Below are 24,820 nucleotides of genomic sequence, written 5' to 3'. Positions count from 1 at the left end.
GTGTGTGCGCCGGAACCCAGCCCCGGCCTCGTTCCAGGAGCGTGAGCCGCGTGTGGCCTTGAGGTGCCATGATGCTTATGGGAAAATTATCAGGTTTGTGCCCCTGTGGTCCGCGTCGTATCCCAGGCGTGGGAGCTCGGGTACAGCCGTCGCACAGTGAGGAGAAACAATGGATGCACACGCCGACAATGCGGATGCGCGGATGACTGCCCCGCCTCCCGCGCCAGAACACGACGCTCCCGCGGCGCCGGTGCCCAGCCCTGCACCGGTGCCCGCCGCACCCCAGGCCTGGGTGACGGGGCAGGTGCCCGTTATGGTGCCGCCCCCCGCCGAGGTCCCGCCCGCTGCGCAGGCCAACGGGGGTATCGCCTTCACACCCATGTCAACGAAGAGCCGACGTCGCATCAAGCGAAGCGTGATCGCTGTCGTAGCCCTCGCGGTTCTCGCAGGAGTGGGAGTGCTCAGCATCATGTTCGCGAACTGGACCCGCACGCCGGAGGCGACCGTGCGCCAGTATCTCGACTATCTGGCCGCAGGCAAGGCCAGCGCAGCGACCGCGATGGCAGACCCGGGCCTGGCCAACGACAAGCGCGCCTTCCTCACCGACGACGTCATGGCCGCGGCCGACGCGCGCATCGTCATCGAGGACATCGTCGCCGATACGAACGAGGACGCGAAGACGCGCACGGTCACCGCCACCATGCAGCTCGACGGTGAGCGTTTCACCTACAACTTCACCGTCTCCTCCGCGAAGCCGACGTTCGGTGTACTGAAGAACTGGAAGCTCGAGAACTCGCTGGTCATGCCCGTGCGCATCATGGGAGAGAAAGTCTCGAAGTTCTCCGTCGGTGAGGTGACGACGTCGGTGCCCGCAGGCGAGATGACCATCGGCACCGAGTTTGTGTTTTACCCGGGCATCTACACTCTCACTCCCGTCGATCTGGGCGAGTATGTTGACGCTGATCCGGTGACCCTGCGGGTGAAGCCTGAGACTGGCTCTAGCCGATCGGGGGATACCGCCCAGCGCGTCCAGCTCAAGGGAGACTATAACTCCAAGCTGACGGACGCGGCTCTGAGCGCGGCTGTCGCCCTGACGAACTCGTGCGCGACCGTCCCCGGCAACATCGATCAGGCCTGCCCGAGCTCGGTGCGAGCGACGAACCTGTCCGTCCTGCAGGTCAAGAAGGTGCCAGCCACCATGAAGAAGCGTGGCGATGACGGCAGCTTCACAGGGGAGGCAGTGTTCTCGATCCAGAGCACGTCCAGCTGGGATAAGGAACCTCATGATGTCGACTCGACGGTGACCGCAACCGTGATGCTCGATGAGAACGGGGCGATCAAAACAGACGCCTCGGGCGAGCCACAATTCAAGGTGAGCTTCGGTTACTGAGACGCGAGCGGCGCGGGGCTGACGCCCCGCGCCGCTTCGTTTGTCCACGTGGACAGTAGGCCTCGTGACCTGCGCGAACCGCCAGGGCCCGCCAGATGTAGCCCGGGCCTTGCCTCCTAGTGTTGGACGGTGGTTGAGCCGAATTTTCACATATGAGAGAATTAGTGCGTTTTTCGCCCGACAGGCACGCCAAGGAACCCACCGGTGGGTTGAGGGCGGACGCGCAGCGCAGTGAGGAGCAACGATGGAAGACAATCGCGAGGACAAAGATCAGGGGAGCACGCCTCCTCCCTCTCCGGGCGAAGTGGCCCCTCCGCCGCCCGAGGCCTCAGAAGACAGCGAGCAGACGGTATCTGGTGGCCTTCCCCCCGCCCCCGAGCCCGACGGCATCGATCTCCCGCCCACACCCGAGGCACTCCTTGAGGCTTCAGCCGCACCCGCGCAGAGCCCGGCCGTGTCCTTCACCCCCATGTCGGACAAGAGTCGTCGGCGCGTCAAGCGGGCGATCGTCACAATTGTCGTCCTGGCAGTGCTCGGCGGTGTGGGAGCCCTCAGCATCATGTTCGCGAATTGGACGCGCACTCCCGAGGCCACCGTGCGCCAGTACCTGGACTATCTGGCCGCCGGCAACGCAAGCGCGGCCACTGCGATGGTCGATCCTGGCCTGCCCAATGAGCAGCGGGGCTTCCTGACGAACGACGTCATGGCCTCGGCCAAGTCTCGGATTGTCGTCGAAGACGTCGTTGCCACGCCCTACGGGGGAAATAAGGTCACCACCGTCACGGCGACGATGCAGCTCGACGGAGAGCGCTTCACCTACTCCTTCGGCCTGATTGCCACAGAACCCACGTTTGGCGTGCTGAAGAACTGGAAGATGCAAAACGCCCTGATCGCGCGCGTGAACGTCACCGGCAAGAAGGTCTCGTACTTTACGGTCGGAGGCGTGAAGGGGGCGATCAATACGGGAGTAATGACCAACGGCACGGACTACATGTTCTATCCGGGCGTCTACACCTTCACAGCCGCAGACACGACCGACTACATCGATGCCGATCCCGTCACGCTGCGCGTGAAGGCGGATATGGTCTCCAATACCAAGGGGGTCGCTGCTTCTAGCGTCAAGCTGACGGGCGCGTATAACGATGCCCTGGCCTCGGCAGCCTTGGATGCGGCCGTCGCCCTGACGAACTCCTGCGCAACCGCCACCGATAATGCCAACAAGGTATGCCCCCAGCGAATGGAGTTCATGGGTTGGACCGTACAGGAGATTAAGAGCCTGCCTACGTCTATGAAGCCCAATGGCATGGGGGAGCGCACCTATTCGGGGCAAGCGACATTCTTGGTCGTGAATAAAACAGGACGCGACAAGAAGCCGAAGGAGTTCGAGTGCACCGTGGAGGTGGTTGTGAAGACTGACAATGCAGGCATGGTCCTCGTTGATGAGGACGGCAAACCGAAGCTCGAGGCGACATTCGCCTGATGATGCGCGAACGGCGCGGGGCGGGAGCCTCGCGCCGCGCTATTGTGCGCTAATTTTCCAAAGTGGTGGCAAGCGCACGCGGGCACGCTATGATGGGTTGTTGGTAACTCTGTCACAGCGAGAGCGGAGCAGTCCCGATGAGCAATGACGCGCAGGCAACGAGTACACGTCGGCCCGGCCGCCCGAAGGCTGGCAGTGAGGATAAGAAAGCGCGGATTCTTGCTGAGGCGTTGACCCTTTTCTCGACCCGGGGCTACGTGGCCACCTCTCTGGCGGACATTGCCCGGGCCTCGGACATTTCCAAAGCGGGACTGCTGCACCATTATTCCTCCAAGGATCAGCTGCTGGCTGCCGTCCTGGAGGAGCGCGACCGGCGCACGTTGAGTCGACTTCCCGGGGGTGATGCGAGCGCGGAGGCTGCGCTCGACGCGTGGGTGGAGATGGTCGCGCATAACCAGCGTCATCCTGACGGGGTTGCCCTGTACACGGCGATGTCGGCGGCGGTTATCGATGCTGATCATCAGGCCCATCCGTGGTTCCGTGAGCACCTGTTGGGGGCGATTTCGTATCTGGTGGATGCGCTTGAGCGGGGGAAGGCGATGGGCGAGGTGCGTCCCGGCGCTCCGAGCGAGAAGATTGCCCGCAAGTTGGTGGGGTTGTCCGACGGCTTGCAGGTCCAGTGGTTGTGTTCGCGTGCGGACGGTGGGGCGGATGTTGATATGCGCGAGGTGATGGCCGGGATGGTCGCTGACGTGAAGGATCGCTGGCTCATTCGTCCGTGAACGAGGCCGGGGTTGCCGACGTGGAGAGAAGCCCGCAAGCAGTGAAGTGCATCACAGCGTTGGGGTGTTAGTGAGGATTGCTAGCGGTTTGGGGCTTAGGTCCCTTGTTTGTGTCGCTCCGTGCGCGCTTCCTGCCGCTCCAGATAGGGGGCATGCGGGTTAGGATAGACAAACCAGCATGCTTCACAATGTCGGGAGTCTGGCGACACGTGCCCAGGGTTGATCAAGCACGTGACGCGGATGATCCGACGCTTACTCACGCCTGGAGGACTACGCATGACGAACACCGCTGTTCCCGCCCCGCCGAGCCACAATTCCACCGCCCGTCGCTGCCCCGATGACCTGTGGGCCCTGGGGGAGCGGGCAATTGTCCGGGCCCGCCGCTGGGTCGACGAATCCGCCCACGAACCGACGCCGCAATCGGCCAAGCTGCTGTCGCGAATCCTCGCCGATCCGGACGGCCTGACCTTCACCACCCGTTTCGTCGATGACGTCGTTCGCCCCGCGGACCTGGATGTGGCCAGCGCGGCGATGAAGCGCCTGTCGGCGGGCCGCAAGAGCTTCCTGCCCCCGGCACTCGCCGCCGCGATGGGCCTGGGCTCGACCGCTTCTCGCCTCGCGCCCCGCACGGTCACGGCCACCGCGCGCCGAGTGTTCCGTGAAATCGTCGGCGACCTCGTCGTCGACGCGACGGATCGGGGCCTGGGTCCGGCGCTGGCTCGCCTGCGCAAGGGCGGGAACCGCCTCAACGTCAACCTTCTGGGCGAGGCCGTCCTCGGTGAGAAGGAAGCGGCCCACCGCCTGGCCGAGGTCTCGCGCCTCGTCACGCGAGAGGACGTCGACTACGTCTCCATCAAGGTCTCGGCCGTCACCGGACCGCACAACCCGTGGGGCTTCAAGGAGGTTGTCGCCCACGGCGTGAGCGCCCTGGCGCCCCTGTACCGCCTGGCACGCGACAATGGCACCTTCCTGAACCTCGACATGGAGGACTACAAGGACCTCGACCTGACGATCGCCGTCTTCACCTCGATCCTCGACCAGCCCGACATGCGCGGCTACGAGGCCGGCATTGTCCTCCAGGCGTACCTGCCCGACTCCCTCGGCGCCCTCCAGCGTCTCCAGGAATGGGCGCGCAAGCGCGTGGATGCGGGCGGCTCGCGCATCAAGGTCCGCGTCGTCAAGGGCGCGAACCTGTCCATGGAGAGGGTGGACGCCGAAATCCACGGGTGGGAGCTGACGACCTGGCCGTCCAAGCAGGACACGGACACCAACTACAAGCGTATGCTCGAATGGGCGATGACCCCCGAGCGCACCCGCGCTATCCGGCTGGGTGTGGCCGGTCAGAACATTTTTGACATTGCCTTCGCTTACGAGCTGCGCGCCGCGCGCGGCGTGGAGGACAGCGTTGAGTTCGAGATGCTCTCCGGCATGGCCACGGGCATCCAGGAGGTCGTGCGCCGTGACGTCGGCTCCCTGCTGCTGTATGTGCCCGTCGTTAACCCGCGTGAGTTCGACGTTGCGATCTCCTACCTCGTGCGTCGCCTCGAGGAGAACGCTGCCCCCGAGAACTTCATGTCCGGTGTCTTCGACATCGCCAAGAACGAGGACGTGTTCGCTCGTGAGCGCGACCGTTTCCTGGCGGCCCTGTCCAACGTCGACCCCGGTGCCCCCGTGCCCGCTCCCAACCGCAGGCAGGATCGCCTCGCGCAGCGTAAGGCCGGTGTCCCCGCCGAGCAGGGCAGTGTTGCCGAGCGCGCCCGGCGTCCCTTCGCCTCGGAGGCCGACTCCGATCCGGCTCTGGCGGCCAACCGCCAGTGGGCCCGCGACATCGCTGCCGCTATCCCGGCCTCGACCCTCGGGGTTGAGGCAGTGCGCGTCGGTGCGCAGGCCCTGGCCACGAACGAGGCGATCGACGCCCTCGTGAAGGCCAGCGCCGGTGCCGCCCGCGCGTGGCAGGGGCTGGCTCCCGAGGAGCGTGCGGCCGCGCTGCACCGCGTCGGCGACGTCCTGGCTGCCCGCCGGGGCGAGCTCATCGAGGTCGCCGGCTCTGAGGCCGGTAAGACCATCGATCAGGCCGACCCCGAGGTCAGCGAGGCCATCGACTTCTGTCACCACTACGCCAACGCGTCCCTGGAGCTCTTCGACGAGGCCCACATGGCGGGCGCGCGTTTCGTGCCCGTGGACGTCACCGTCGTCGCCTCGCCGTGGAACTTCCCGGTCGCGATCCCGGTGGGAGGCGTCGCCGCCGCCTTGGCCGCGGGCAGTGCCGTCATCCTCAAGCCGGCCCCTCCCGCCAAGCGCTGCGCGGCGGAGCTCGTCGCGGCCTTCCACGAGGCCGGGATTCCCAAGGACCTGGTGGCGCTCGCGCCGCTCGAGGATGGGGACGTGTCGCGTTACCTCGTCACGCACGAGGCCGTGGACCGCGTCGTCCTGACCGGCTCCTACGACACGGCCCGCCTCTTCCGTTCCTGGAAGCCCGACATGCACCTGCTGGGCGAGACCAGTGGTAAGAACGCCATCATCGTCACGCCGTCGGCCGACCCCGACCTGGCCGTGCGCGACGTCGTGCACTCGGCCTTCGCCCACGCGGGACAGAAGTGTTCGGCCTCCTCCCTGCTGGTCCTCGTCGGATCAGCCGGCAAGTCGGCGCGCATCGCCCGCCAGCTCGTGGACGCGGCCGCCTCGCTGCGGGTGGGTGGCCCCGCCTCCCTCGACTCCCAGGTGGGTCCCGTCGTCGTTCCCGATGATGAGAAGGCCGTGCGCGGCCTGACGACCTTGGGCGAGGGCGAGCACTGGGTGCTCAAGCCGCGCTACCTGGGCGACGGCCTGTGGACCCCTGGTATCCGTGCGGGTGTTGTGCCCGGCAGCGAGTTCCACCTGACCGAGTACTTCGCGCCCGTCCTCGGCGTGATGCGCGTGGATACTCTCGAGGAAGCCATCGAGGTAGTCAACGAGGTCGACTACGGCCTGACCTCCGGCCTGCACACGCTCGACACCGAGGAGCTGGCGCTGTGGCTCGAGGGTATCGAGGCCGGTAACCTCTACGTCAACCGCGGCATCACCGGTGCTATCGTGCGCCGCCAGCCCTTCGGCGGCTGGAAGCGCTCGGCGATCGGCTCGACCACGAAGGCCGGAGGCCCCTCCTACCTGCTGGGCCTCGGCGAGGTGCAAGCGGCCCCCGAGGGCGCGGCAGCACCCGAGGCCGCCCACAGCACGCCGACCCTCGCCCCGCGCGTGCGCGCCCTGTGCGACGCGGTGCGCGATCAGCTGAGCGCCGCCGAGCTGGCCGAGCTCCGCCGTGCCGTCGCGGCGGACGCCAGCGCCTGGGAGAGTGACTACGGAGCAAACCGCGACGTCACCGGCATGGCGTGCGAGCGCAACATTCTGCGCTACCGCGCCACTCCGGTCCTCCTGCGCGCCGGGGACGGAACCGCTCTGGCGGACGTCGCCCGCGTGCTGGCGGCAGGCCTCCTCGCGGGTGGCCCCATCGGCGTCTCCGTCGCGCAGGAGCTTCCCGCGCCGCTGATGTCGGTCCTGCTCGCGGCGGGCGTTGAGGTCAGCGTCGAGGATGCGCGCGCCTGGGAGTCTCGCCTGGCGACCGTGTCGAACTCGGGTGGCTTGGGGATGCGCGTGCGTATCCTCGGCCCGCGCGAGGAAGCGTCGGCGCAGCGTTGGGACCGTGCGACCCGCGCGAGCTGGGGTAGCCCCGACGTCGCCCTGTACACGGGCGCCGTGACGGCGTGCCCGCACTCGGAGCTGCTGCCCTTCCTGCGCGAGCAGGCGGTCTCGATCACGAACCACAGGTTCGGCACCCCGCTCGACCTGGCTGCTCAGCTTCTCTAATCGGTGTGTGCCCCGCGGCGCCGATTCGTTCCACGGGTCGGATGTCGCGGGGCATCGCCATACCCGGAGGATCGCACCTGTCCCGGACACGCGTGGTGCCGTGGGCTTACCAGCCGCACAACGCGCATTGATCCGCGCGCACGCACCATGATGTGGGTATAACAAACGCCCGCGACAGTTGTCGCGGGCGTTTTTCCTATGCCCGGTGGGGCATCGGCAGGGTCCGTCAGATCGCGCGAGCAACCTTGTCGGACTTCAGGCACTTGGTGCACACGTTCAGGCGCTTGGGCGTCCCGTTGACCAGGGCGCGAACGCGCTGGATATTCGGATTCCACCGGCGGTTGGTGCGAACGTGCGAGTGCGACACGCTCTTGCCGAAGCCGGGTCCCTTACCGCACACGTCACAAACGGCAGCCACGATGTTCTCCTCGGTATGTCTTCCAGTTCAGTCTTTGGCTCCCCACGGTCGCGGGGAAACGCATCCTTCGGTGCTTGAACCGAAGGCAACCATGACAGAATAGCGGATGATGCGCGCTTTCAACAAGTCGCACGCGGTTTTGCTCGTGTCAGGTCGCACACAGCGGGCGGCGTGGGGACAATGGAGGGCTGGAAAGGGGAGTCATGGAACTGAACGCATCGGTGATTATTGCGGCGTGTCGCGCCGGGGCTGAGGAGGCCGCCAGGCTCGCGCCCTTCCTTGACGACCTAGACGGCTGGGATGGCGCGGACTGCGACACGGGGACGAACGCGGCGGCGACGATGGCCGCGCTGGCCGCCGCCATGGATTCACTGGAGCCGCGCGCGCACCTGCGCGTGGCCCTTGAGGCGGGGGTTGAGACGCTGATTCGCCGGGGCGTTGGGCACAGCGGGGTCGCGTTGGCTGCCCTCTTCGAGGCCTGGGCCGGGGCCCTGGGGGAGGACCGCGAGGTGACACCGGTAGCCCTGCGCCGCATGCTCGCCTCGTCGTTGGTTCCGACGTCCTCCTACATTGGGTGGTCGGATGCCCTGGCGGAGATGCTGGGCGGCGCCGTGCGCGAGCTTGCGGAGCTGGGGCCCACGCTGCCCGATGTGGAGGACGTGTTCTCCCGCTTTTCTACTCAGGCTCAGATTGGCCTGGTGGATGCGACGAACGAGTCGACGGGGCGCATCGACCCGGGCGGTGCCTTCATTGCCCTGGTCCTGGCCTGCATTGACGCGTCGATGCGCGCAGACGCGGGCATTTTGCAGTCGTTCACGGCGATGCTGGCGGACCTGGCGCGCCGTCAGTCGCGCGCACCGGAGCCGGCCTCGCCTCCGCCGGGACGCGATTTCACGGTGGACATTATCCTCGAGGGGACTTCGGAGGACCTGCGTGCGTTGCTGGGGCGCCTGTCCGGCTTGGGCGCGCGTCTGTCCTACGTGGGGCGCGTCGACCTGTTCGGCATGGGGGAGTGGCGCCTGCATGTGGACACCTCCGCGCCGCTGGCGGCCCATCCGACGTCGGGGCAGGTCGTGCGTTTCCAGGTCAGCGACGCGCGCCCGGATGCGCAGATCGGCATTGACGAGCTGGCCGACGAGGGGCTGACGCACCGCGGGGTTCGCCTGCTCCAGCGCCGTCCCATGCGCCGAGTCGAGCGAGCACGCGTCATTGCCTGCACGCGCGCCCCCGGCCTCGTGGAGGACCTGGCACGCGCTGGCGCGGTCGTCTTCCTGGAGCCCAGCGCGGTCGACGCGGTCGGCATCGTCTCCGCGGCCGCCTCGCGTACGGGCGTCACCCTCGTGGCCCCCTGCGACGAGGCCAGCGCCGCCCTGGTGGGAACGGTGGCCTCGGTCCTGCCCTCGCCGACGCCGGGCGTGCCCGCGATTTTGCGCGCGGATAGCCGCGATGACCTGGACGTGCTGGCGGTGGCGCGCGCCTGCGCACCCCTCTTCGTGCCCCAGCCCGGGGGAGTGGAGGCGGCCCCGACGCTGGCCCGCATGCTGCGAGACGGCGCCCACGAGGCCCTGACGTCGAGCGCGAGCGCGCCACTGCCTCGTGACGGGGACCCCGAGGGAATCGCCGAGGCCATGGCTGAGGCCGCGCGAGGCGGTGAACGGGTCTGGCGCCTGCTGATCTCGCGTGAGGACGACGGCCCGTACACGGTGGCGACCGTGCGCCAGCTGCTGTCCACGCGCGACGCGTCCTCCTCGATCGACTTGGAAACGTGGGACGGCGGGCAGTCGGGCCCGAGCCTGGTGGCGGGGTGCACCCCGTGAGCGCGCTGGACATCCCCCTGGCCCTGCGCCTGCCCAAGAAGACCGCCACAGCGCTGGAGGGCGCGGGCATCGCCACGGTCGGTGACCTGCTGATGGTCGCCCCGCGCCGCTACTACCACTGGGGTAGGCTCACGCCCCTGTCCTCCCTGCGTGAGGGCGAGGACGTGACGATCCTGGCCGAGGTGGTCGCCGCGCACCTGATCGCTAACCGAAGCGGTGCGGGCGTGCGCCTCGAGGTCACCCTCACCGACGGCGTGCAGTACCTGTCGGCGACTTTTTTCGGGAAAAACCAGTTCAAGCTGATCCCCATTGAGCGCATCTTGTCCCCGGGGCAGTCCTTCCTCTTCGCCGGAAAGGTCGGGGCGTACCGCGGCAAACTCCAGCTCACCCACCCCTCCTTCGAGGGCGTGGACGGTGAGGACATCGAGCGGATCGCGTCCCGGCCCATCCCGATCTACCCCGCGACCGGGAAGCTGACTTCCTGGGCGATCGCGCGAGCCGTCGGCATGGTCCTCGATCACCTTGACGACACGGACGTGCCCGAGCCGCTGCCCGCACCCGTCCGCGAGCGCCAGCGCGTTGACTCTTACGCGCGCTGTCTGCGGGCGCTGCATCAGCCCGAGTCGGATGAGGACTATCAGCGGGCGCGCCGGGATTTGGCGTTCGCGGAGGCCTTCGTGTTGCAGGTGGGGCTTGCGGCTCGGCGTCGCGGTGCGCGGTCGATCCCGGCTCTGGCCTCGCCGGCTGAGGCGCCGTTGGTGGCGCGTGTGCGCGCGAGCTTGCCGTTTGAGCTGACGGAGTCTCAGAACGAGGCTGTGGCTCAGATCGGCGCGGACCTGGCGGGAGAGGTGCCGATGCGGCGCCTCCTGCAGGGTGACGTGGGTTCGGGCAAGACGGTGGTGGCCCTGATCGCGTTTATGCAGGTGGTGGCTGCCGGGCACCAGGGGGCTCTCGTTGCCCCCACGGAGGTGTTGGCCGAGCAGCATGTCGCTTCCCTGCGGGCGCTGCTCGCCCCTCTTGGCGATGAGGCTCCCGATGTGCGCCTGCTGACGGGTTCGACGACGGCGGCCGCGCGCCGAGAGATTGCGGCGGCCATGGCCTCGAGCGAGCCCTTGATTGTCGTGGGCACGCACGCCCTGTTCCAAGACAGCGTGCGTTTTTCCGACCTGGCCCTGGTGGTCGTGGACGAGCAGCACCGTTTCGGTGTCGAACAGCGAGCCGCTCTGCGTGGGTCGCGTGATGACGGGCTCGGCGTTCACGAGCTGGTCATGACGGCCACGCCGATCCCGCGCACGATCGCGATGACTGTTTTTGGGGATCTTGACGACACTCGCATGGTCGGCATGCCGTCGGGGCGCACGCCCGTGGCGACCTACTTGGCTGACGCGGCCAACGCCGCCTGGGTGGAGCGTACGTGGGCGCGCGCTGGCGAAGAGATCGCGCAGGGCAGGCGCGTCTACGTCGTGTGCCCCCGCATCGACGCGTCTGACGACGTTGGAGATGAGGAGGAGGGTGCCCGGCCGCTCGCGTCAGTCGCCGAGGTCGCCGCGTACCTGCGCGCTCACCCGGCCCTGGAAGGGGTCGCCATCCATGAGCTGACCAGCCGCACGCCCGCGGCTCTCAAGGCGCAGATCATGGACGATTTTTCGACTGGGCGCGCCCCGCTCCTGGTGGCCACGATCGTCATTGAGGTCGGCGTGGATGTCTCCGATGCGACCCTCATGGTGATCCTTGATGCTCAGCATTTCGGGCTCGCTCAGCTCCACCAGCTGCGCGGGCGTGTGGGTCGTTCCTCCCTGCCCTCCCTGTGCATCGCCATGCATCGCCACGAGCTGACGGAGTCGGGCAGCGCACGCCTTGCGGCCTTCGCCGGCACGACTGACGGATTCGAGTTGGCCGAGGCCGACCTGCGCCTGCGCAAGGAGGGTGACGTTCTTGGGGCCGATCAGTCTGGCACGGCCACGCACTTGCGTTTCTTGTCGGTGCGCCGCGACGAGGCGCTCATTCGCGCCGCTAAGGCCGAGGCCGAGGATCTGGTCGCGCAGGACCCGACCCTGCGGGGCCACCCCGACTTGGAGCGTGCCCTGCGGGCGGCCTGGGACGGACAGCTTGAATGGATGCAGCGTTCCTAGCTCGCCCGGTAGGGTAGTGGCATGACCAGAATCGTCGCAGGTAGCGCCAAAGGCAGGACCCTCGCCGTGCCCAAGTCCGGCACTCGTCCCACCTCCGAGCGTGTCCGGGAGGCGCTGTTTTCTCGCCTCGACCACATGAACGTTCTGGAGGAGGCTACCGTCCTGGACCTGTATGCCGGGACGGGCGCCCTCGGCCTTGAGGCCCTGTCCCGGGGTGCCTCGAGTGCCACGCTCGTCGAGAAGGCCTCCGGGGCCGCGCGGGTGGCCACCGCCAACGTGCGCAGCACCGGACTGAGCGCCCGCGTCGTGACCGCCGACTCCCGCGCCTACCTGGGTGGGCGCAGCGCCGAGCCGTTGAGCGGCGAGGTGGACCTGGTCTTCATCGATCCTCCCTACGACATCGCCGAGGAGGAGATGACCGCGGTCTTAGAAGGCCTCGCCCCGTGGATCGGGCCCGACGCCCTCGTCGTCGTCGAGCGCTCCACGCGCGCGCCCGTCCCGACCTGGCCGGCCTTCCTGGTCCTGGAAGACACGCGCGCCTGGGGGGAAACCGTCGCCTACTTCGCCGGCCCGCCCCTGCCTGAGGAAGACGCCGAGGAGCCCGCACAAGCACCCGAGGAAGCCACGGCCTCGTTGCTGGAGGAGGGACCGCAGTGATCGCCCTCTTCCCCGGGTCTTTTGACCCCTTCACGAACGGACACCTAGACGTCGCCGAGCGGGCGGCCGCGGTTGCTGATCGCCTCATCATCGGCGTGGGCATCAACCCCGCCAAGCGCGGGCTTATCGCGCCGGCAGACCGCGTCGACCTCATTCGTGAGGCAACCGCCCACCTGACCGGCGTCGAGGTCACCGCCCTGAGCGGCGCCACGATGGACGAGGCCGCCCGACTGGGCGCGACCCTCATCGTCAAGGGGGTCCGCGGCGCGCAGGACACGGACTTCGAGGCCCCGCAGGCCGCGCTCAACCTGGAGGTGGGGGGAGTAGACACGTGGTGGATCCCGACACGACCGGGGCTCGGCCACGTCTCATCAAGCGCCGTGCGCGAACTTCTCAGCCTCAAAAAAGATGTTTCACGGTATGTCCCACCAGCGATTGTGCGTTATTTGAACGACAATAGAAGCTGAATCATGCCCGGTGGAAAGCAGGAGGGACTCATGGCTGACACGCCCGCAGACAAGAACCAGGACGAGTGGAACGAGGAGACCGTGTACGGTCCCTCAACCGTCATCGCTGCTCTCGACCAGATCGAAGACCTCGTCGAGTCCTCCCGCTCGGTTCCTCTCTCCGCTTGCATCATGATCAATAAGGCCGAGATCCTCGACCTGCTCGACCAGGCGCGCGAAGCCCTGCCCGAGGACCTGGTCGCCGCCGACGCCGTTGTCGCCGACGCGGACGCCGTCCTGGGGCGCGCCGACTCCGCCGCCGAAACGCGCATCGCCGAGGCGAACTCGCGGGCTTCCTCGACCCTCGACCAGGCTAACGAGCGTGCCGCCCAGATTCGCTCCGACGCCGAGGAAGAGGCCGAGCGCACGCGCTCGCGCGCCGACGCCGAGGCCACCGCCCTGGTCTCCCAGGCGCGCGCCGACGCCGAGGCCACCATCGCCGACGCGAACGCGCAGGCCGAGCGGATCGTCTCCACCGAGAACATCGTGCGCATGGCCGAGGACCGCGCCCGTGAGATCGTCTCAGAGGCCAAGCGCTCGGCGACCCAGCTGCGCGAGGGTGCCGACGACTACGTGGCCTCCTCCCTCGACGAACTCGCGCGCCTCATTTCCGACGTGTCGCGCCGCACGGAGGCCGGTCGCCGCGCGATCGCCGAACGTCGCGGCGTCGACGTCACCGATGTGGACCTGAGCAATGAGTGACAAGACCCTGACCTTGTCCCTGGCGCGCCTGCCGCGCGCCCTGGGATCCACCCTCCACGAGGACATCGTGTGGAGAGCCCCGGATGACCTGGGCACCCCCTCGATGGCGGTGGCCCCCGGCACGCCGCTGGACGTCTCCGTCGACCTGACCAGCGTCGAAGACGGCGTCCTCGTCCAGGTCGCCACCTCCGTGGACCTGGTGGGCGAGTGCGTGCGATGCCTCGATGAGGTGCGCGATCACCACGACGTGTCCGGCGCGGAGGTGTACTTCGAGCCCGGCGCGCCCGCGCTGACGCCCTCCGACGAGGAGGACGAGGACGCCGACGACCTGTTCGTCATCGGCGAGCGCGACACCATCAATATTGAAACGCAGCTGCGTGACGCCATTGTCACCCTCGTCGACCCGCGCCCCCTGTGCAGCTCCGACTGCGCGGGCCTGTGCGATGTGTGCGGCGAGAAATGGGCCGACCTGCCCGCCGATCACGATCATTTCGTCGTCGACCCGCGCCTGGCCTCCCTGGCATCCCTGCTGGGTGATACCGCCGAGCCGGGGCGATCGTGATGGCCCGCTCAAAGCACCTTCCCGTCCCGCCGCGCACCGACACCGACGCGCTCGTAGAGGCGTGGGGCACGCACATCGACGCTCCCTTGTTGAAGCTCGCGCTCATGCACCGCTCCTACGCGAACGAGGCCGGCGGCATCGCGAACAACGAGCGCCTAGAATTCCTGGGCGACTCGGTCCTGTCGATCATCATCGCCGAAAAGCTCTACGAGCAGTACCCGGACGTGGCAGAGTCCGACCTCTCGCGCATGCGCGCGGCCACGGTCTCCCAGCAGCCCCTGGCGGCTGCGGCCCGTCGCATCGGGCTGGGCGACTTCGTGTTCCTGGGCAAAGGCGAATCCATGCACGGGGGGCGTGAGAAGGACTCCATCCTGTCCGACACCTTCGAGGCGCTCATCGGCGCCACGTACCTGACCAACGGCCTAGAGGAGGCGCGCCGCGTCGTTTTGGCGCGCCTGCGTTTCCTGCTCGTGGACGCCCCCGCGCGCGGCCACCACCAGGACTGGAAGACCCTCCTCGTGGAATACTCGCAGTCCGAGGGCCTGGGGGACGTCACCTATGAGGTGGAGGGCGAGGGCCCAGACCACCAGCGCGTCTTTACCGCGCACGCCTTCGTCTCGGAGTGCACTGACGCGGTGGGCTCGGGTCAGGCCTCGTCAAAGAAACACGCCGAGAATGCGGCCGCGCAGGACGCGATGAAACGCTTCTCCCCGGAGGATTAGTAAGAGAGACACGAGGGCGTTTGCCCTCCCGACAGATAGTATGAACTCGTGAGTGAAAATACTTCTGCGCGCACGCGCGTGATGATCGTCGACGACCACGAGATCGTTCGACGCGGTATTGCTGAAATCGTCGATCGCGACGAGTCCCTGGAAGTCGTCGCCGAGGCCGGCTCGGTCGCGGACGCCGTGCGTCGCGCCGACCTGGTGCGCCCCGACGTCATCCTCGTCGACCTGCAGCTGCCCGACGGCACCGGCATCGACATCATGAATTCCCTGCGCGCCTCCCACCCGCAGATCCTGCCCGTCGTCCTGACCTCCTTCGACGACGACGAGGCCCTGGCTGAGTCCCTGGAGGCCGGTGCGCGCGCGTACATCCTCAAGACGGTGCGCGGCGCTGAGATCACCGACGTCATTAAGGCGGTTGCTGACGGCCGCGTGCTGCTCGACGAGCGCACCCTGACGCGTCGGCGCGTCGACCACGAGGATCCGACGGCCGACCTGACTCCCTCGGAGCGCAAGGTCCTGGACCTCATCGGCGATGGCCTGTCGAACCGCGAGATCGGCGAAAAGCTCGGGGTGGCGGAGAAGACGGTGAAGAACCACATCACGTCCCTCCTGTCGAAGATGGGCCTGCAGCGTCGCACGCAGGTGGCCGCATGGGTGGCCGGGCAGAGGGCAGCCGCGTGGCGTAACTGAGCCCAGGCCTCGTCCATGAGGCTGGAGAAGAGCGTGAGTGAGCGGGTCGGAGCGTCCGGCCCGCTCACTCGCGTCTAGGGAGCACCCTCAATTAATATCGCCATGAGAGTTTCGTTCAAATCAGGGGAATCCCTGATTTGTCGGAAAGCTACTATCAAACTGGTTCATGGATAACTTACAAGGAGTAACGTACGCCTCATCCTCATCGACGAGGACGGACACCGCAGTCCACACACCCCCTTGAAAGGACACCCCGTGAACCTCAAGCGAACGCTTGTCGGTTGCGCGGCGGCCGCGGCGCTGGTGCTCGCACCCCTGAGCGCCCCCACATACGCCGACGCGCCACCGCAACCCACCGGCATCCCAGCAGCGGTCCCCCTCAGCGTCACCCCGAAAATCGCCAACTGGCAGCGCCTCCAGTACGGCATGTTCATGCACTTTGGCGTCTACTCCGTCTACGGCGGGTACTACAACGGCCATCGCCAGGGCATGGGCTACCCCGAGCAGATCAAGGCCTGGGAGAACATCCCCACCGACGACTACCTGGCCAAGGCCAAGGACCTGGCCGCCAACTTCGACGCCGCAGCCATCTGCAAGACGGTCCACGACTCGGGCATGACCTACCTGATGATCACGTCCAAGCATCATGACGGCTTCGCCATGTGGGACACGAAGACGACCGACTACAACATCGTCAAGCAGTCCAACTACGGCAAGGATCCCATGAAGGAGCTGTCTACTGAGTGCAACAAGCTCGGAGTCAAGCTCGCCTTCTACTTCTCGATCATCGACTGGACGAAGCAGACACCCGAACCCTACGGCAACGTCAACCCCATTGATGAAGAGCTGATGACGACCGTCATCAAGCCCCAGCTCACCGAGCTGCTCACCAACTACGGCCCGATCGCAGAGCTGTGGTTCGATATGGGCGGCCCCACGGCCGAGCAATCCCAGCGCATGGCTCAGTGGGTCCACGAACTCCAGCCCGAGACGATGGTCAACTCGCGCGTGTGGAACAAGGCCGGTGACTTCGAGGTCGGCGGCGACAACTCGGTGACGACGGACTTCCACATGGGTCCCTGGGAGTCGATCCGCTCGATCTTCCCCTCCTGCTGGGGATACTGCTCGTGGGCGAACCGCGACGATAACGCGAAGAGCTACAAGAAACGCGAGCTCGTCAACAACCTCATCGGAACGATCGCCTCGGGCGGACAATTCGCCTACAACATCGGTCCCAAGGGTGACGGCACGATCGACCCGTTCGACGCCGACGTCGTCACCGATGTCGGACAGTGGATGGCACGCCACCCGAACGCCATCACGGGAGCGCGCCCGACCTGGTACCCCGCCCCCAACTGGGGCAAGGTCATGACCACGGGCAACGACCTGTACTTCTTCCCCGAGCTGTGGAGCCCAGGCAAGACGCTGACCCTGCCCGGAGTCGGCGGGCATGTCACCGGCGTGAGCGTGGACGGCACCGACCGCTCCCTCGACTTCACCCAGGACGGCACCACGCTGACGGTGACCATGTCGGGGGAGAACCCGGAGCCGAATATGCGCGCCGTCATCAAGGTGAGCTTTGACGCAGAACCCACCTACATTCCGCCCGAGACGGTCTCGGTGACAGATGGAGCGACCATCTCGTCCTCCAAGTTCTTCGGTCGAGCCTCCGCGCTGCGATACTCCGGAGCACAGGTCTACGACGCCTACCTGGTCAACGAGGGTGGCGGACGCATCGGCGACCTGACCCTGTCGCTCAACGGCACCTTCGACGACACGACGACCTACAAGATCTCCCTGGGAACCTCCGCCGTGGAGGTCACGGGTGCCCAGATCAAGGCCGGCGAGGTCGGTGAGGGATTCACCTTGTACCCCGGAGTGGTCACGCCCCTGCGCATCGAGCTGGCCCACCCCTCCTACTACGCCAACCCGATTGGCGTGCGCGAGCCGAGCGCCACGATTCACGTCTATGGAGACGACGCCGCGACGAAGCCGCCCGTCATCGCATCCCAGCCCTCCTCGGTGTCGGTGACCGACGGCGAGATCGCCACCTTCACGGTCGTCGCCTCCGGCCGACCTGCGGCTGCCATCCAGTGGTACCGGGTGCCCAAGGGTGCGACTGAGGGGACCATGATCGAAGGCGCCACCGACGCCTCGTACTCCCTGGAGACGACCATGGCCGACGACGGCGCACAGTTCTACGCCGTGGCGACCAACGCCAACGGCTCGGTGACCTCCGAACGTGCCACGCTGAGCGTGACGAAGGGTAGCGAGAACCTGGCCTTGCACAAGGCAGCCTCCCAGTCCTCCACCGGCTGGGGCGGTAAGGCCGAGCGCGCCGTCGACGGCAACACAGACGGCGTGTGGGATAACGGCTCCGTGTCCCACACCGGTCAGCAGGCCAACCCGTGGTGGGAGGTCGACCTGGGCGAGAGCCACCCCCTCGGCGTCGTCAACGTGTGGAACCGATCCTCCTCGGACAACTGCCAGGGCACGCCCTGCGACCAGCGCCTCCACGACTTCTGGGTGATCGCCTCGAGTGAGCACCTCGATGCCACCTTCAACCCCGCGTCGGTGGGGGCCGTCGACGGCGTCCACATGATCAAGGTTGACGGTGTCGGCGCCCGTCCGTCCACGGTCGACTTCGAGGGCTTCGAGGCCCGCTACATCCGCGTGCTTCAGCCCACCGAATACGGTGAGTTTGCGCTCGCCGAGGTCGAGGCCTTCGCCGCCCAGACCCCCGATCCCGATCCCGGCGAGCAGGAAGCACCCGTCATCCAGCCCCTGATGGTGAGCGCCAGCTCTGCCGAGGATGCGCAGATCAGCGGTGACGGTGCCTTCCGCACGGTGACCGCCAAGGAGGGCACGCAGGTCACGATCAAGGCCGAGGTGAGCGGAAAGCCCATGCCGACGCTGCTGTGGCAGATCAAGAGACCCGGCTCGGAGTCCTGGGCGATTCTGGATAACGAGAACGCCGCGGAGATCACGCTCACGGTTGATGGGGAGTACGACGGCGCGATCGTGCGCCTGACTGCCCTGAACGAGGCTGGGGTGAGTGAATCGGGTCTGGTGACCCTGGCACTCGCCGAGGAACCCGCTCCCGATCCCACGCCTACGCCCGATCCCACGCCTACGCCCGACCCGACGCCCACGCCGGATCCCACGCCCGCGCCCGATCCCACGCCGGTTCCCACGCCTACGCCCGATCCCACGCCGGATCCCACGCCCACGCCCGATCATACGGTCGGCATGTGGGTCAACAACGGCGTCGGCTGGTGGTGGAAGATCACGGGCGGCGACTACGCCAAGAACGAGGCCCTCACCCTGGACGGGCGAGTGTTCCGATTCGACCAGAACGGCTACATGCTCACCGGATGGGTGTACTGGGACGGCACCTGGCACTACCACAACAGCGCGGGCGTGCAGGTCACCGGTTGGTTGGACCAGGGGGGAGCCTGGTACTACCTGATGCCCGACACGGGTTCGATGGCCACCGGCTGGACGATGGTCGCCGACAGGTGGTTCTACTTCTCCGACGGCGGCGTCATGGCTACCGGCTGGGTGAGTGCTGGCACCGCCTGGTACTACCTCGATCCCTCCGGCTCCATGCACACCGGCTGGCTCCAGTTGGGGTCGCGCTGGTACATGATGGGTGAGGATGGCGCAATGGCCACCGGTTGGCAGCACGTCGGCAACAGCTGGTACTACTTCGACGCGGGCGGCTCCATGCACACCGGCTGGCTCCAGGCGGGCGCCACCTGGTACTACCTTGACGGCAACGGGGCGATGGCCACCGGCTGGCGTCAGATAGGTGGCACCTGGTACCGCTTCGCTGCGACGGGTGAGTGGATGCGCTGATCACACCACGACGGTGAGGCGCGACGCTCACCGCCGCACAACGAGGCTGGGGTGACCTTCCACGCGGAAGGCCACCCCAGCCTCGTCCATCAACAGGCGAATCTACTTACTCCAGGGGAGCGATCCAGCGCAGCTGTGTGCCAACCCCGCCTTCGCCGGGGTCCGCGTCAAAGGTGCCGCGGTGGCGGCGGGCGCGCTCGGCCATGTTCGCCATGCCGGAGTTGCGCGTGCGCTCGGGGTCGATACCGCGCCCGTCGTCGGTGATCAGGATGCGCACGCGGCCGGACTTGCCCTGCCCGGACACGTCCACGCACACGGTCGCGGCAGTCGCGTGGGCGTGCCGGGCGATGTTCGACAGGCCCTCGCGAACGATGGCCACGACGTCGTCGGACAGGTCGGGGTCCACGCGCCCGTCGAACTCGTCGATGACGACCAGCTCGTTGTCCAGGTCGGAGTTAATCGCATCTCCGTCCAGCGTGATGAGCAGCGAGGGGGCAAACCCCAGGGCGGAGCGCGTCAGGGAAGACTCGCGGCGGATACGTTCGACCAGGCCGACCGCCTTGTCTCGCTCGCGCAGGTTGTGCACGATCGTGCGGATCTGACGCACGGCCTCGTCAATGGAGGCGAGCGAGTCGTCGATGAGGGATTCGATGGCCACGGGATCGACCTGGCCGCCAGCGACCTTCTGCTTGGCGGCGTCCAGGGCCATGCCGGTCGCGAAAAGCTGCTGGATCGCGAAATCGTGCAGGTCACGGCCGATGCGGTCGCGTTCGTCGAGCAGGGCGGCGACGTCTTGGGCGTGCCGGGCCGACGCCAGCTCGAGGGCCAGCGTCGCCTGGGAGGCCAGCGATTCGGCGAGGGATAGCTCGGAGGCGTCGAACTCGGGTGCACCGATCTGCCGTAGGAGAATGAGGACGCCGGAGGAAACACCCCTCGAGCGCAGGGGAGCGTAGAGCGCGGAACCGAAGGCGGCCAGCTGGGGCACGCGCATCGTCTGGGCGCGCGACATCGAGTCGACGATCATGCCGGTGCCCTCGTGGAGGACGCTCATGGCGCGTCCCTCGGGCGGGAAGGTCAGGCCCAGCAGGGCGGATGCGTTCTTACCGTCCGTGATTTCGGCGGCCCACGTGTCACCCACGGACTGCAAGACGATGATCGCCGTGTCGGCATGGGAGACATCGCGCACGGTCTTGGCGATGAGTTCGAGGGCCTCTTCCTCGTCGGCGCCCTCAAGCATCGTCGTCGTCAGGGACTGGGAGGCACTGATCCAGCGGGCGGTGCGCTTAGAGTCTGCGTACAGGTGTGCGTTTTCGACGGCGATGCCGGCGGCGGGAGCGAGGGCTGCGACCACGGCTGCGTCTTTGCTCGTGTACCCTCCGGGCTTGCCCGTCAGGTACAGCCGCCCGTAGACCTGCTCGTGCACCAGGACCGATACGCCCAGGAACGGCGGCGTGTCCGCGGGCAGGTCAAGGTCCGGCGCATCCGCGGGGGAGTTGACGAGGAGGGGGCTGGCCACCGGGATCGCCGTCGTGAGAGCCTCGGGGACCTCGGGCGCCGGACGCGAATCGTGGTGCTCGAGCTGGAGTGTGGTCGCCCCCCAGGTGTCGAGGACCGCGAGCGCCGCGTGCGGCGAGGAGGTCAGTGCGCACGCCTGGTTGACGAAGTTTTGCAGGCCAGCCGTCAGGTCCAGCGAGCTGGTCAGGTCCAGCGCGGCCTTGAGCAGCGTGAAGTCCGTGTGATCGTGACTCATTGTTCCTCCTGATCGAGGGCCCAGCGGTAGGCGGGTAGGGCGTCGAGGACGTCGGCGTGGGTGCCGCGCGCGGCCACGCGGGCACACGCTCCGGGTTCGGGCGCCGCAAGGACGAGGACGTGGTCGGCCTGGTCGAGGGCGCTGAGACGGTGCGTGACGACCAGGGTAGCGTGCGTGGGTGAGGGGGCAAGGAGAGTGTCCATGAGCCTGTCTGCGGTGGCCGCGTCGAGGTGTTCGGAGGCCTCGTCGATGGCCATGATGGGGGCCGGGGCTGCGAGCGCGCGGGCCATGAGGAGGCGACGGCGCTCGCCGCCGGACACGGTGGTTCCTCCCGAACCGATCGTGGTATCGATGCCCTCGGGCAGGGTGGCGATCCACTCGTCAAGGCCTGCGCGCGCGAGGAGGGCGCTGGCCTCGTCGCGTGTGAGGGAGGCGCGTGCGACGCGTAGGTTCTCGAAGATGGTGGTCGCGAAGATGTGCGCGTCCTCGGCCGTCATCGTGACGTGGGCGGCCACCTGATCGCGGTCGGCGCCCCAGGCGGGTACGCCGTTGATGAGGGCCTGCCCCGACTTGGGCGGGATGACGCCGGTGAGCGTGGCCAGCAGGGTGGTCTTGCCGATGCCGGAGGCGCCGACGATGGCCAGGGAGGAACCGGGGCGCAGCGTCAGGGAGATGCCGGTGGCCAGGGTGGGGCCGCCGGGCCAGCCGATCGCCAGGTCGCGTGCCTCGATGACGGTCTCGCCAGCCGGAATATCGTGGAACCGCACCTCGCCCTGGTCGCTCAACAGCGCGCAGATACGCTCGGCGGCCTGAGCGCTGCGCACCAGCTGAGCGGCGGCGGGGGCCAGCTCGGCGGCGCCCTCGAAGGAGGAGAGGGGGACCAGGACGATAACGGCGAGGAGCACCTGTGCGAGCGCACCGGACGTGGTCTGCGGGATCCCGATGAGCAGGGCGCCGATGACGGCCGCCCCCATGGCGCACACGTCGAGGCCGCGAGCCAGGGCCGAGAGCTTCGCCGAGCGGCCAATCGCTTCGGCCAACTCGGCCTCGGCACCGTCCAGACCTGTGCGGGCGTGGGGGAGCGTTCCGGCCAGGGAGAGCTCGGTGGCGCCCTCCAGGACGGCCAGCGTCGTCGCCGCGATGTCGGTGCGGGCGGTAGATCCCTGGGTTTCGGCGAGGCGCACCGACCGGGCGATCAGCGCGGGCGCGACGATTCCCGAGACGATGAGAGCCAGCGCCAGGACGAGGCCGGCCGGCGGGGAGATGAGGGTGACGACGCCAACCGTGCCCACGCCGACCACGAGGGCGACGAGGGAGGGCAGCAGAGTCTTGACCACGACGTTGCCGACTTCGTCGACGTCGGCCCCGGCGCGGGTCATCAGGTCGCCGCGGCGCAGAGAAGACAGGGAGGAAGCGGGCTCTTCGCACAGGCGGTCGTAGAGGTTGGCGCGCAGGGCGTCCATGCCTTCGAGAGCGACCTTGTGCGAGGCCAGCCGTGACAGGTAGCGAGCGAGCGCGCGCGAGACGCCGAACAGACGCACTGACGTGGCTGCGACGGTCAGGTACAGGACGGGTGGCTGTTGGGAAGCGCGCGCGATAAGCCAGGCGGCGGTGCCGCCCAGCGCGATGGCCGAGCCCAGGGCGGTGACGCCCAGTAGGAGCGACAGTGCGAATCCTGAGCGCGAGACCTGGAGCATGGCGATGCATCGGCGCAGGGCAGCGGATTCGGATCGGGTCAAGAAGAGCCTCATGCCAGTGCCTCCTCGTCGGCATGCGCCACGTCGATGATCGTGTCGGCGACCTCGATGATGGCGTTGCGGTGGGCGATGACGATGACCGTGCGGCCTTCCTCGCGCATCGCGTGGATGGCGCGCACGACGGTCTCCTCGCTGACGGCGTCCAGGTGGGCGGTTGGCTCGTCCAGGACGACTATCTGGGACCTGGCTGCGAGCGCGCGGGTCAGGGCCAGGCGTTGGCGCTGGCCGACGGACAGGCCCACGCCTCCCGAACCGATGGTGCTGTTCCAGCCGTCGGGGGTGGTCGCCAGGACCGCGTCGAAACCGGTGGCCCGCGCCGCCTCGTCCAGGTCGCGCTGGGGCAGGTCACCCATGTTGTCCAGGATCGTGCCGGGCACCAGGGTGGGGGACTGGGGTACCCAGGAGATGACGGAACGCCACGAGGTGGGATCCACGTCGGTCAGGGCCAGGCCCTCGTCGTCGCGGGACGAGGCCTGGGCGCGCAGGCGGATCTGGCCAGCGTCCGGGGTTATGTCGGACAGCAGGCAGGCGACGAGCGTGGACTTGCCGGCGCCGGAGGGGCCAGCGAAGGCGGTGACCGTTCCGGGGCGGATGACGCCCGAGGTTGGGGCGGGGCCCCAGGTGCCGCGGGCGCGCACCCCCACGCCGTCGAGGACGATGTCGGTGCGGCTCATGTCGGGGCATGGCGTGCTTCCGGGGGCGTCCACGTCGTCGGCCGCTTCAATAATGTCGAAGGCGGCTTTCGAGGCGGTCACGCCATTGGCCGAGGCGTGGAACTGCGCGCCGACCTGGCGCAGCGGCTCGAAGACCTCGGGGGCCAGCATGATGACGGCCAGGCTGTGGAACAGTGAGATGTGGCCAAACACCAGTCGCATACCGACCTCGACGGCCACGAGGGCCACCGACAGCGTGGTGAGAAACTCGAGGACGCCGCCGGAGAGGAACGCGACGCGCAGGGTCGCCATGGTCGCCTTCGTATTTGCCTCGCCGAGCTTGCGCAGGTGAGCGCGCGGGCCTTTTTCGCGTCCCAGCGCACGCAGTGTGGGCAGGCCGGACATGAGATCGAGAAGCTGGGCGGTCAGGCGCTTCATGGAGTCCAGCTTGTCCTGGGAGGCCGCCTCGGTGAATCGGCCAATGAGGATCATAAAGATCGGGATGAGGGGCACGACGAGCAGGGCGATGAGGGCCGACCAGAAGTCGAGCAGAAGAATGACGCCGAGGGCCGCCGGCGTCACGGTGCACACGAGGACCAGCTGGGGCAGGAAGGACACGAAGTAGGGGCGTAGGTCCTCCAGACCCGTCGACAGCAGCGTCGCGGTTTGTGCGCCGTTGGTGGCCCGCCAGCGCGGCCCCAGGGCGATGGATGCGTCAATGACGCGCCCGCGCAGTTCGGCGACGGCCTTGGTGGCGGCGCGCGCCGCGATCGCCTCGCGCCCGGCAACAACCGCCGCGCGGGTGGCGAACACCGCAGCGATACCGAGAACGAAGGGGAAGACGTCGCCGATAGACGCGGTCCCCGCAACGACGGGGGAGAGGGCGGCGGAAATGAGCAGCGCCTGGGCCAAGACCAACAGCGCTGTGACGGTACCCAGAAGGGCAGTCACAGCGATGGGAATTCGGGCGGACCGGGCGTAACGCAACAAACGGGGATCAAAGGGACGCACGGGTACCATTGTGCCCCAAAAGCCCATGTTATGGGTCGAAAGTCCCCGGCCTCGTCCATGTTGCACGAACGACTGCGCCCGGCC

17 protein-coding genes are annotated in these 24,820 nt (G+C 67.7%); 13 read left to right on the top strand and 4 right to left on the bottom strand.

Going from position 1 to position 24,820, the window contains the following annotated elements; genetic code table 11:
• Positions 1-169 precede the first annotated feature (169 nt).
• The 4 genes from O3669_RS02700 (at position 170) to O3669_RS02685 (ending at position 7,495) form a co-directional block, all read left to right on the top strand.
• Positions 170-1,390, top strand: coding sequence for a hypothetical protein (locus O3669_RS02700; protein WP_371523546.1), 1,221 nt, complete (start codon positions 170-172; stop codon positions 1,388-1,390).
• Positions 1,391-1,634: 244 nt separating this feature from the next.
• Positions 1,635-2,870 (top strand): hypothetical protein, encoded by a 1,236-nt coding sequence (locus tag O3669_RS02695; protein WP_371523545.1) that lies wholly within the window; start codon positions 1,635-1,637, stop codon positions 2,868-2,870.
• Positions 2,871-3,007: 137 nt separating this feature from the next.
• Positions 3,008-3,652, top strand: coding sequence for a TetR/AcrR family transcriptional regulator (locus O3669_RS02690; protein ID WP_295919231.1), 645 nt, complete (start codon positions 3,008-3,010; stop codon positions 3,650-3,652).
• A gap of 276 nt (positions 3,653-3,928) precedes the next feature.
• Positions 3,929-7,495, top strand: coding sequence for a proline dehydrogenase family protein (locus tag O3669_RS02685; RefSeq protein WP_371523544.1), 3,567 nt, complete (start codon positions 3,929-3,931; stop codon positions 7,493-7,495).
• 226 nt (positions 7,496-7,721) lie between these two features.
• On the opposite strand, the gene rpmB is transcribed toward O3669_RS02685, so the two are convergent.
• The gene (rpmB, locus tag O3669_RS02680; protein WP_003792657.1) at positions 7,722-7,913 is read right to left on the bottom strand and encodes a 50S ribosomal protein L28; all 192 of its coding nucleotides are present in this window, start codon (positions 7,911-7,913) and stop codon (positions 7,722-7,724) included.
• Positions 7,914-8,116: 203 nt separating this feature from the next.
• On the opposite strand from rpmB, the gene O3669_RS02675 reads away from it, so the two are divergent.
• From O3669_RS02675 to O3669_RS02635, 9 genes are all read left to right on the top strand, one after another.
• Positions 8,117-9,730: a DAK2 domain-containing protein gene (locus tag O3669_RS02675; RefSeq protein WP_371523543.1), complete on the top strand. Its 1,614-nt coding sequence runs from the start codon at positions 8,117-8,119 to the stop codon at positions 9,728-9,730.
• Positions 9,718-11,862, top strand: coding sequence for an ATP-dependent DNA helicase RecG (locus O3669_RS02670; protein ID WP_371523542.1), 2,145 nt, complete (start codon positions 9,718-9,720; stop codon positions 11,860-11,862). The genes O3669_RS02675 and O3669_RS02670 overlap by 13 nt, the downstream gene beginning before the upstream one ends.
• Positions 11,863-11,883: 21 nt before the next feature.
• A complete protein-coding gene (gene rsmD / locus O3669_RS02665) occupies positions 11,884-12,519 on the top strand; it encodes a 16S rRNA (guanine(966)-N(2))-methyltransferase RsmD (protein WP_371523541.1) in 636 nt (211 codons plus the stop codon).
• Positions 12,516-12,986: a pantetheine-phosphate adenylyltransferase gene (gene coaD, locus O3669_RS02660; protein ID WP_314768563.1), complete on the top strand. Its 471-nt coding sequence runs from the start codon at positions 12,516-12,518 to the stop codon at positions 12,984-12,986. Before rsmD ends, coaD begins: the two co-directional genes overlap by 4 nt.
• Before the next feature lie 30 nt (positions 12,987-13,016).
• Positions 13,017-13,727, top strand: coding sequence for a hypothetical protein (locus tag O3669_RS02655; protein WP_295919261.1), 711 nt, complete (start codon positions 13,017-13,019; stop codon positions 13,725-13,727).
• Positions 13,720-14,289: a DUF177 domain-containing protein gene (locus O3669_RS02650; RefSeq protein ID WP_295968201.1), complete on the top strand. Its 570-nt coding sequence runs from the start codon at positions 13,720-13,722 to the stop codon at positions 14,287-14,289. Before O3669_RS02655 ends, O3669_RS02650 begins: the two co-directional genes overlap by 8 nt.
• Positions 14,289-15,011: a ribonuclease III gene (gene rnc / locus O3669_RS02645; RefSeq protein WP_295919266.1), complete on the top strand. Its 723-nt coding sequence runs from the start codon at positions 14,289-14,291 to the stop codon at positions 15,009-15,011. Before O3669_RS02650 ends, rnc begins: the two co-directional genes overlap by 1 nt.
• 81 nt (positions 15,012-15,092) lie before the next feature.
• Complete coding sequence (locus O3669_RS02640; protein WP_034505741.1) at positions 15,093-15,707, top strand: response regulator transcription factor; 615 nt, start codon at positions 15,093-15,095, stop codon at positions 15,705-15,707.
• A 255-nt stretch (positions 15,708-15,962) separates the two neighbouring features.
• Positions 15,963-19,565, top strand: coding sequence for an alpha-L-fucosidase (locus tag O3669_RS02635; RefSeq protein WP_371523540.1), 3,603 nt, complete (start codon positions 15,963-15,965; stop codon positions 19,563-19,565).
• A 106-nt stretch (positions 19,566-19,671) separates the two neighbouring features.
• Here the strand turns inward: O3669_RS02635 and O3669_RS02630 are convergent, their stop codons facing one another.
• From O3669_RS02630 to cydD, 3 genes are read right to left on the bottom strand one after another with little or no spacing between them, the layout of a single operon-like run.
• On the bottom strand, positions 19,672-21,315 hold the full coding sequence (locus O3669_RS02630) for a GAF domain-containing protein (RefSeq protein ID WP_315283229.1): 1,644 nt from the start codon (positions 21,313-21,315) through the stop codon (positions 19,672-19,674).
• Positions 21,312-23,066: a thiol reductant ABC exporter subunit CydC gene (gene cydC, locus O3669_RS02625; RefSeq protein ID WP_371523539.1), complete on the bottom strand. Its 1,755-nt coding sequence runs from the start codon at positions 23,064-23,066 to the stop codon at positions 21,312-21,314. Before cydC ends, O3669_RS02630 begins: the two co-directional genes overlap by 4 nt.
• On the bottom strand, positions 23,063-24,745 hold the full coding sequence (gene cydD, locus O3669_RS02620) for a thiol reductant ABC exporter subunit CydD (RefSeq protein ID WP_371523538.1): 1,683 nt from the start codon (positions 24,743-24,745) through the stop codon (positions 23,063-23,065). Before cydD ends, cydC begins: the two co-directional genes overlap by 4 nt.
• Positions 24,746-24,820: the final 75 nt, after the last annotated feature.

This window comes from Pauljensenia sp. 20925_1_34 (genome assembly GCF_041432775.1).
Taxonomy (GTDB): domain Bacteria; phylum Actinomycetota; class Actinomycetes; order Actinomycetales; family Actinomycetaceae; genus Pauljensenia.
The sequence above is the reverse complement of the archived record's forward strand: the minus strand, read 5'-3'. Positions and strand labels throughout refer to the sequence as shown.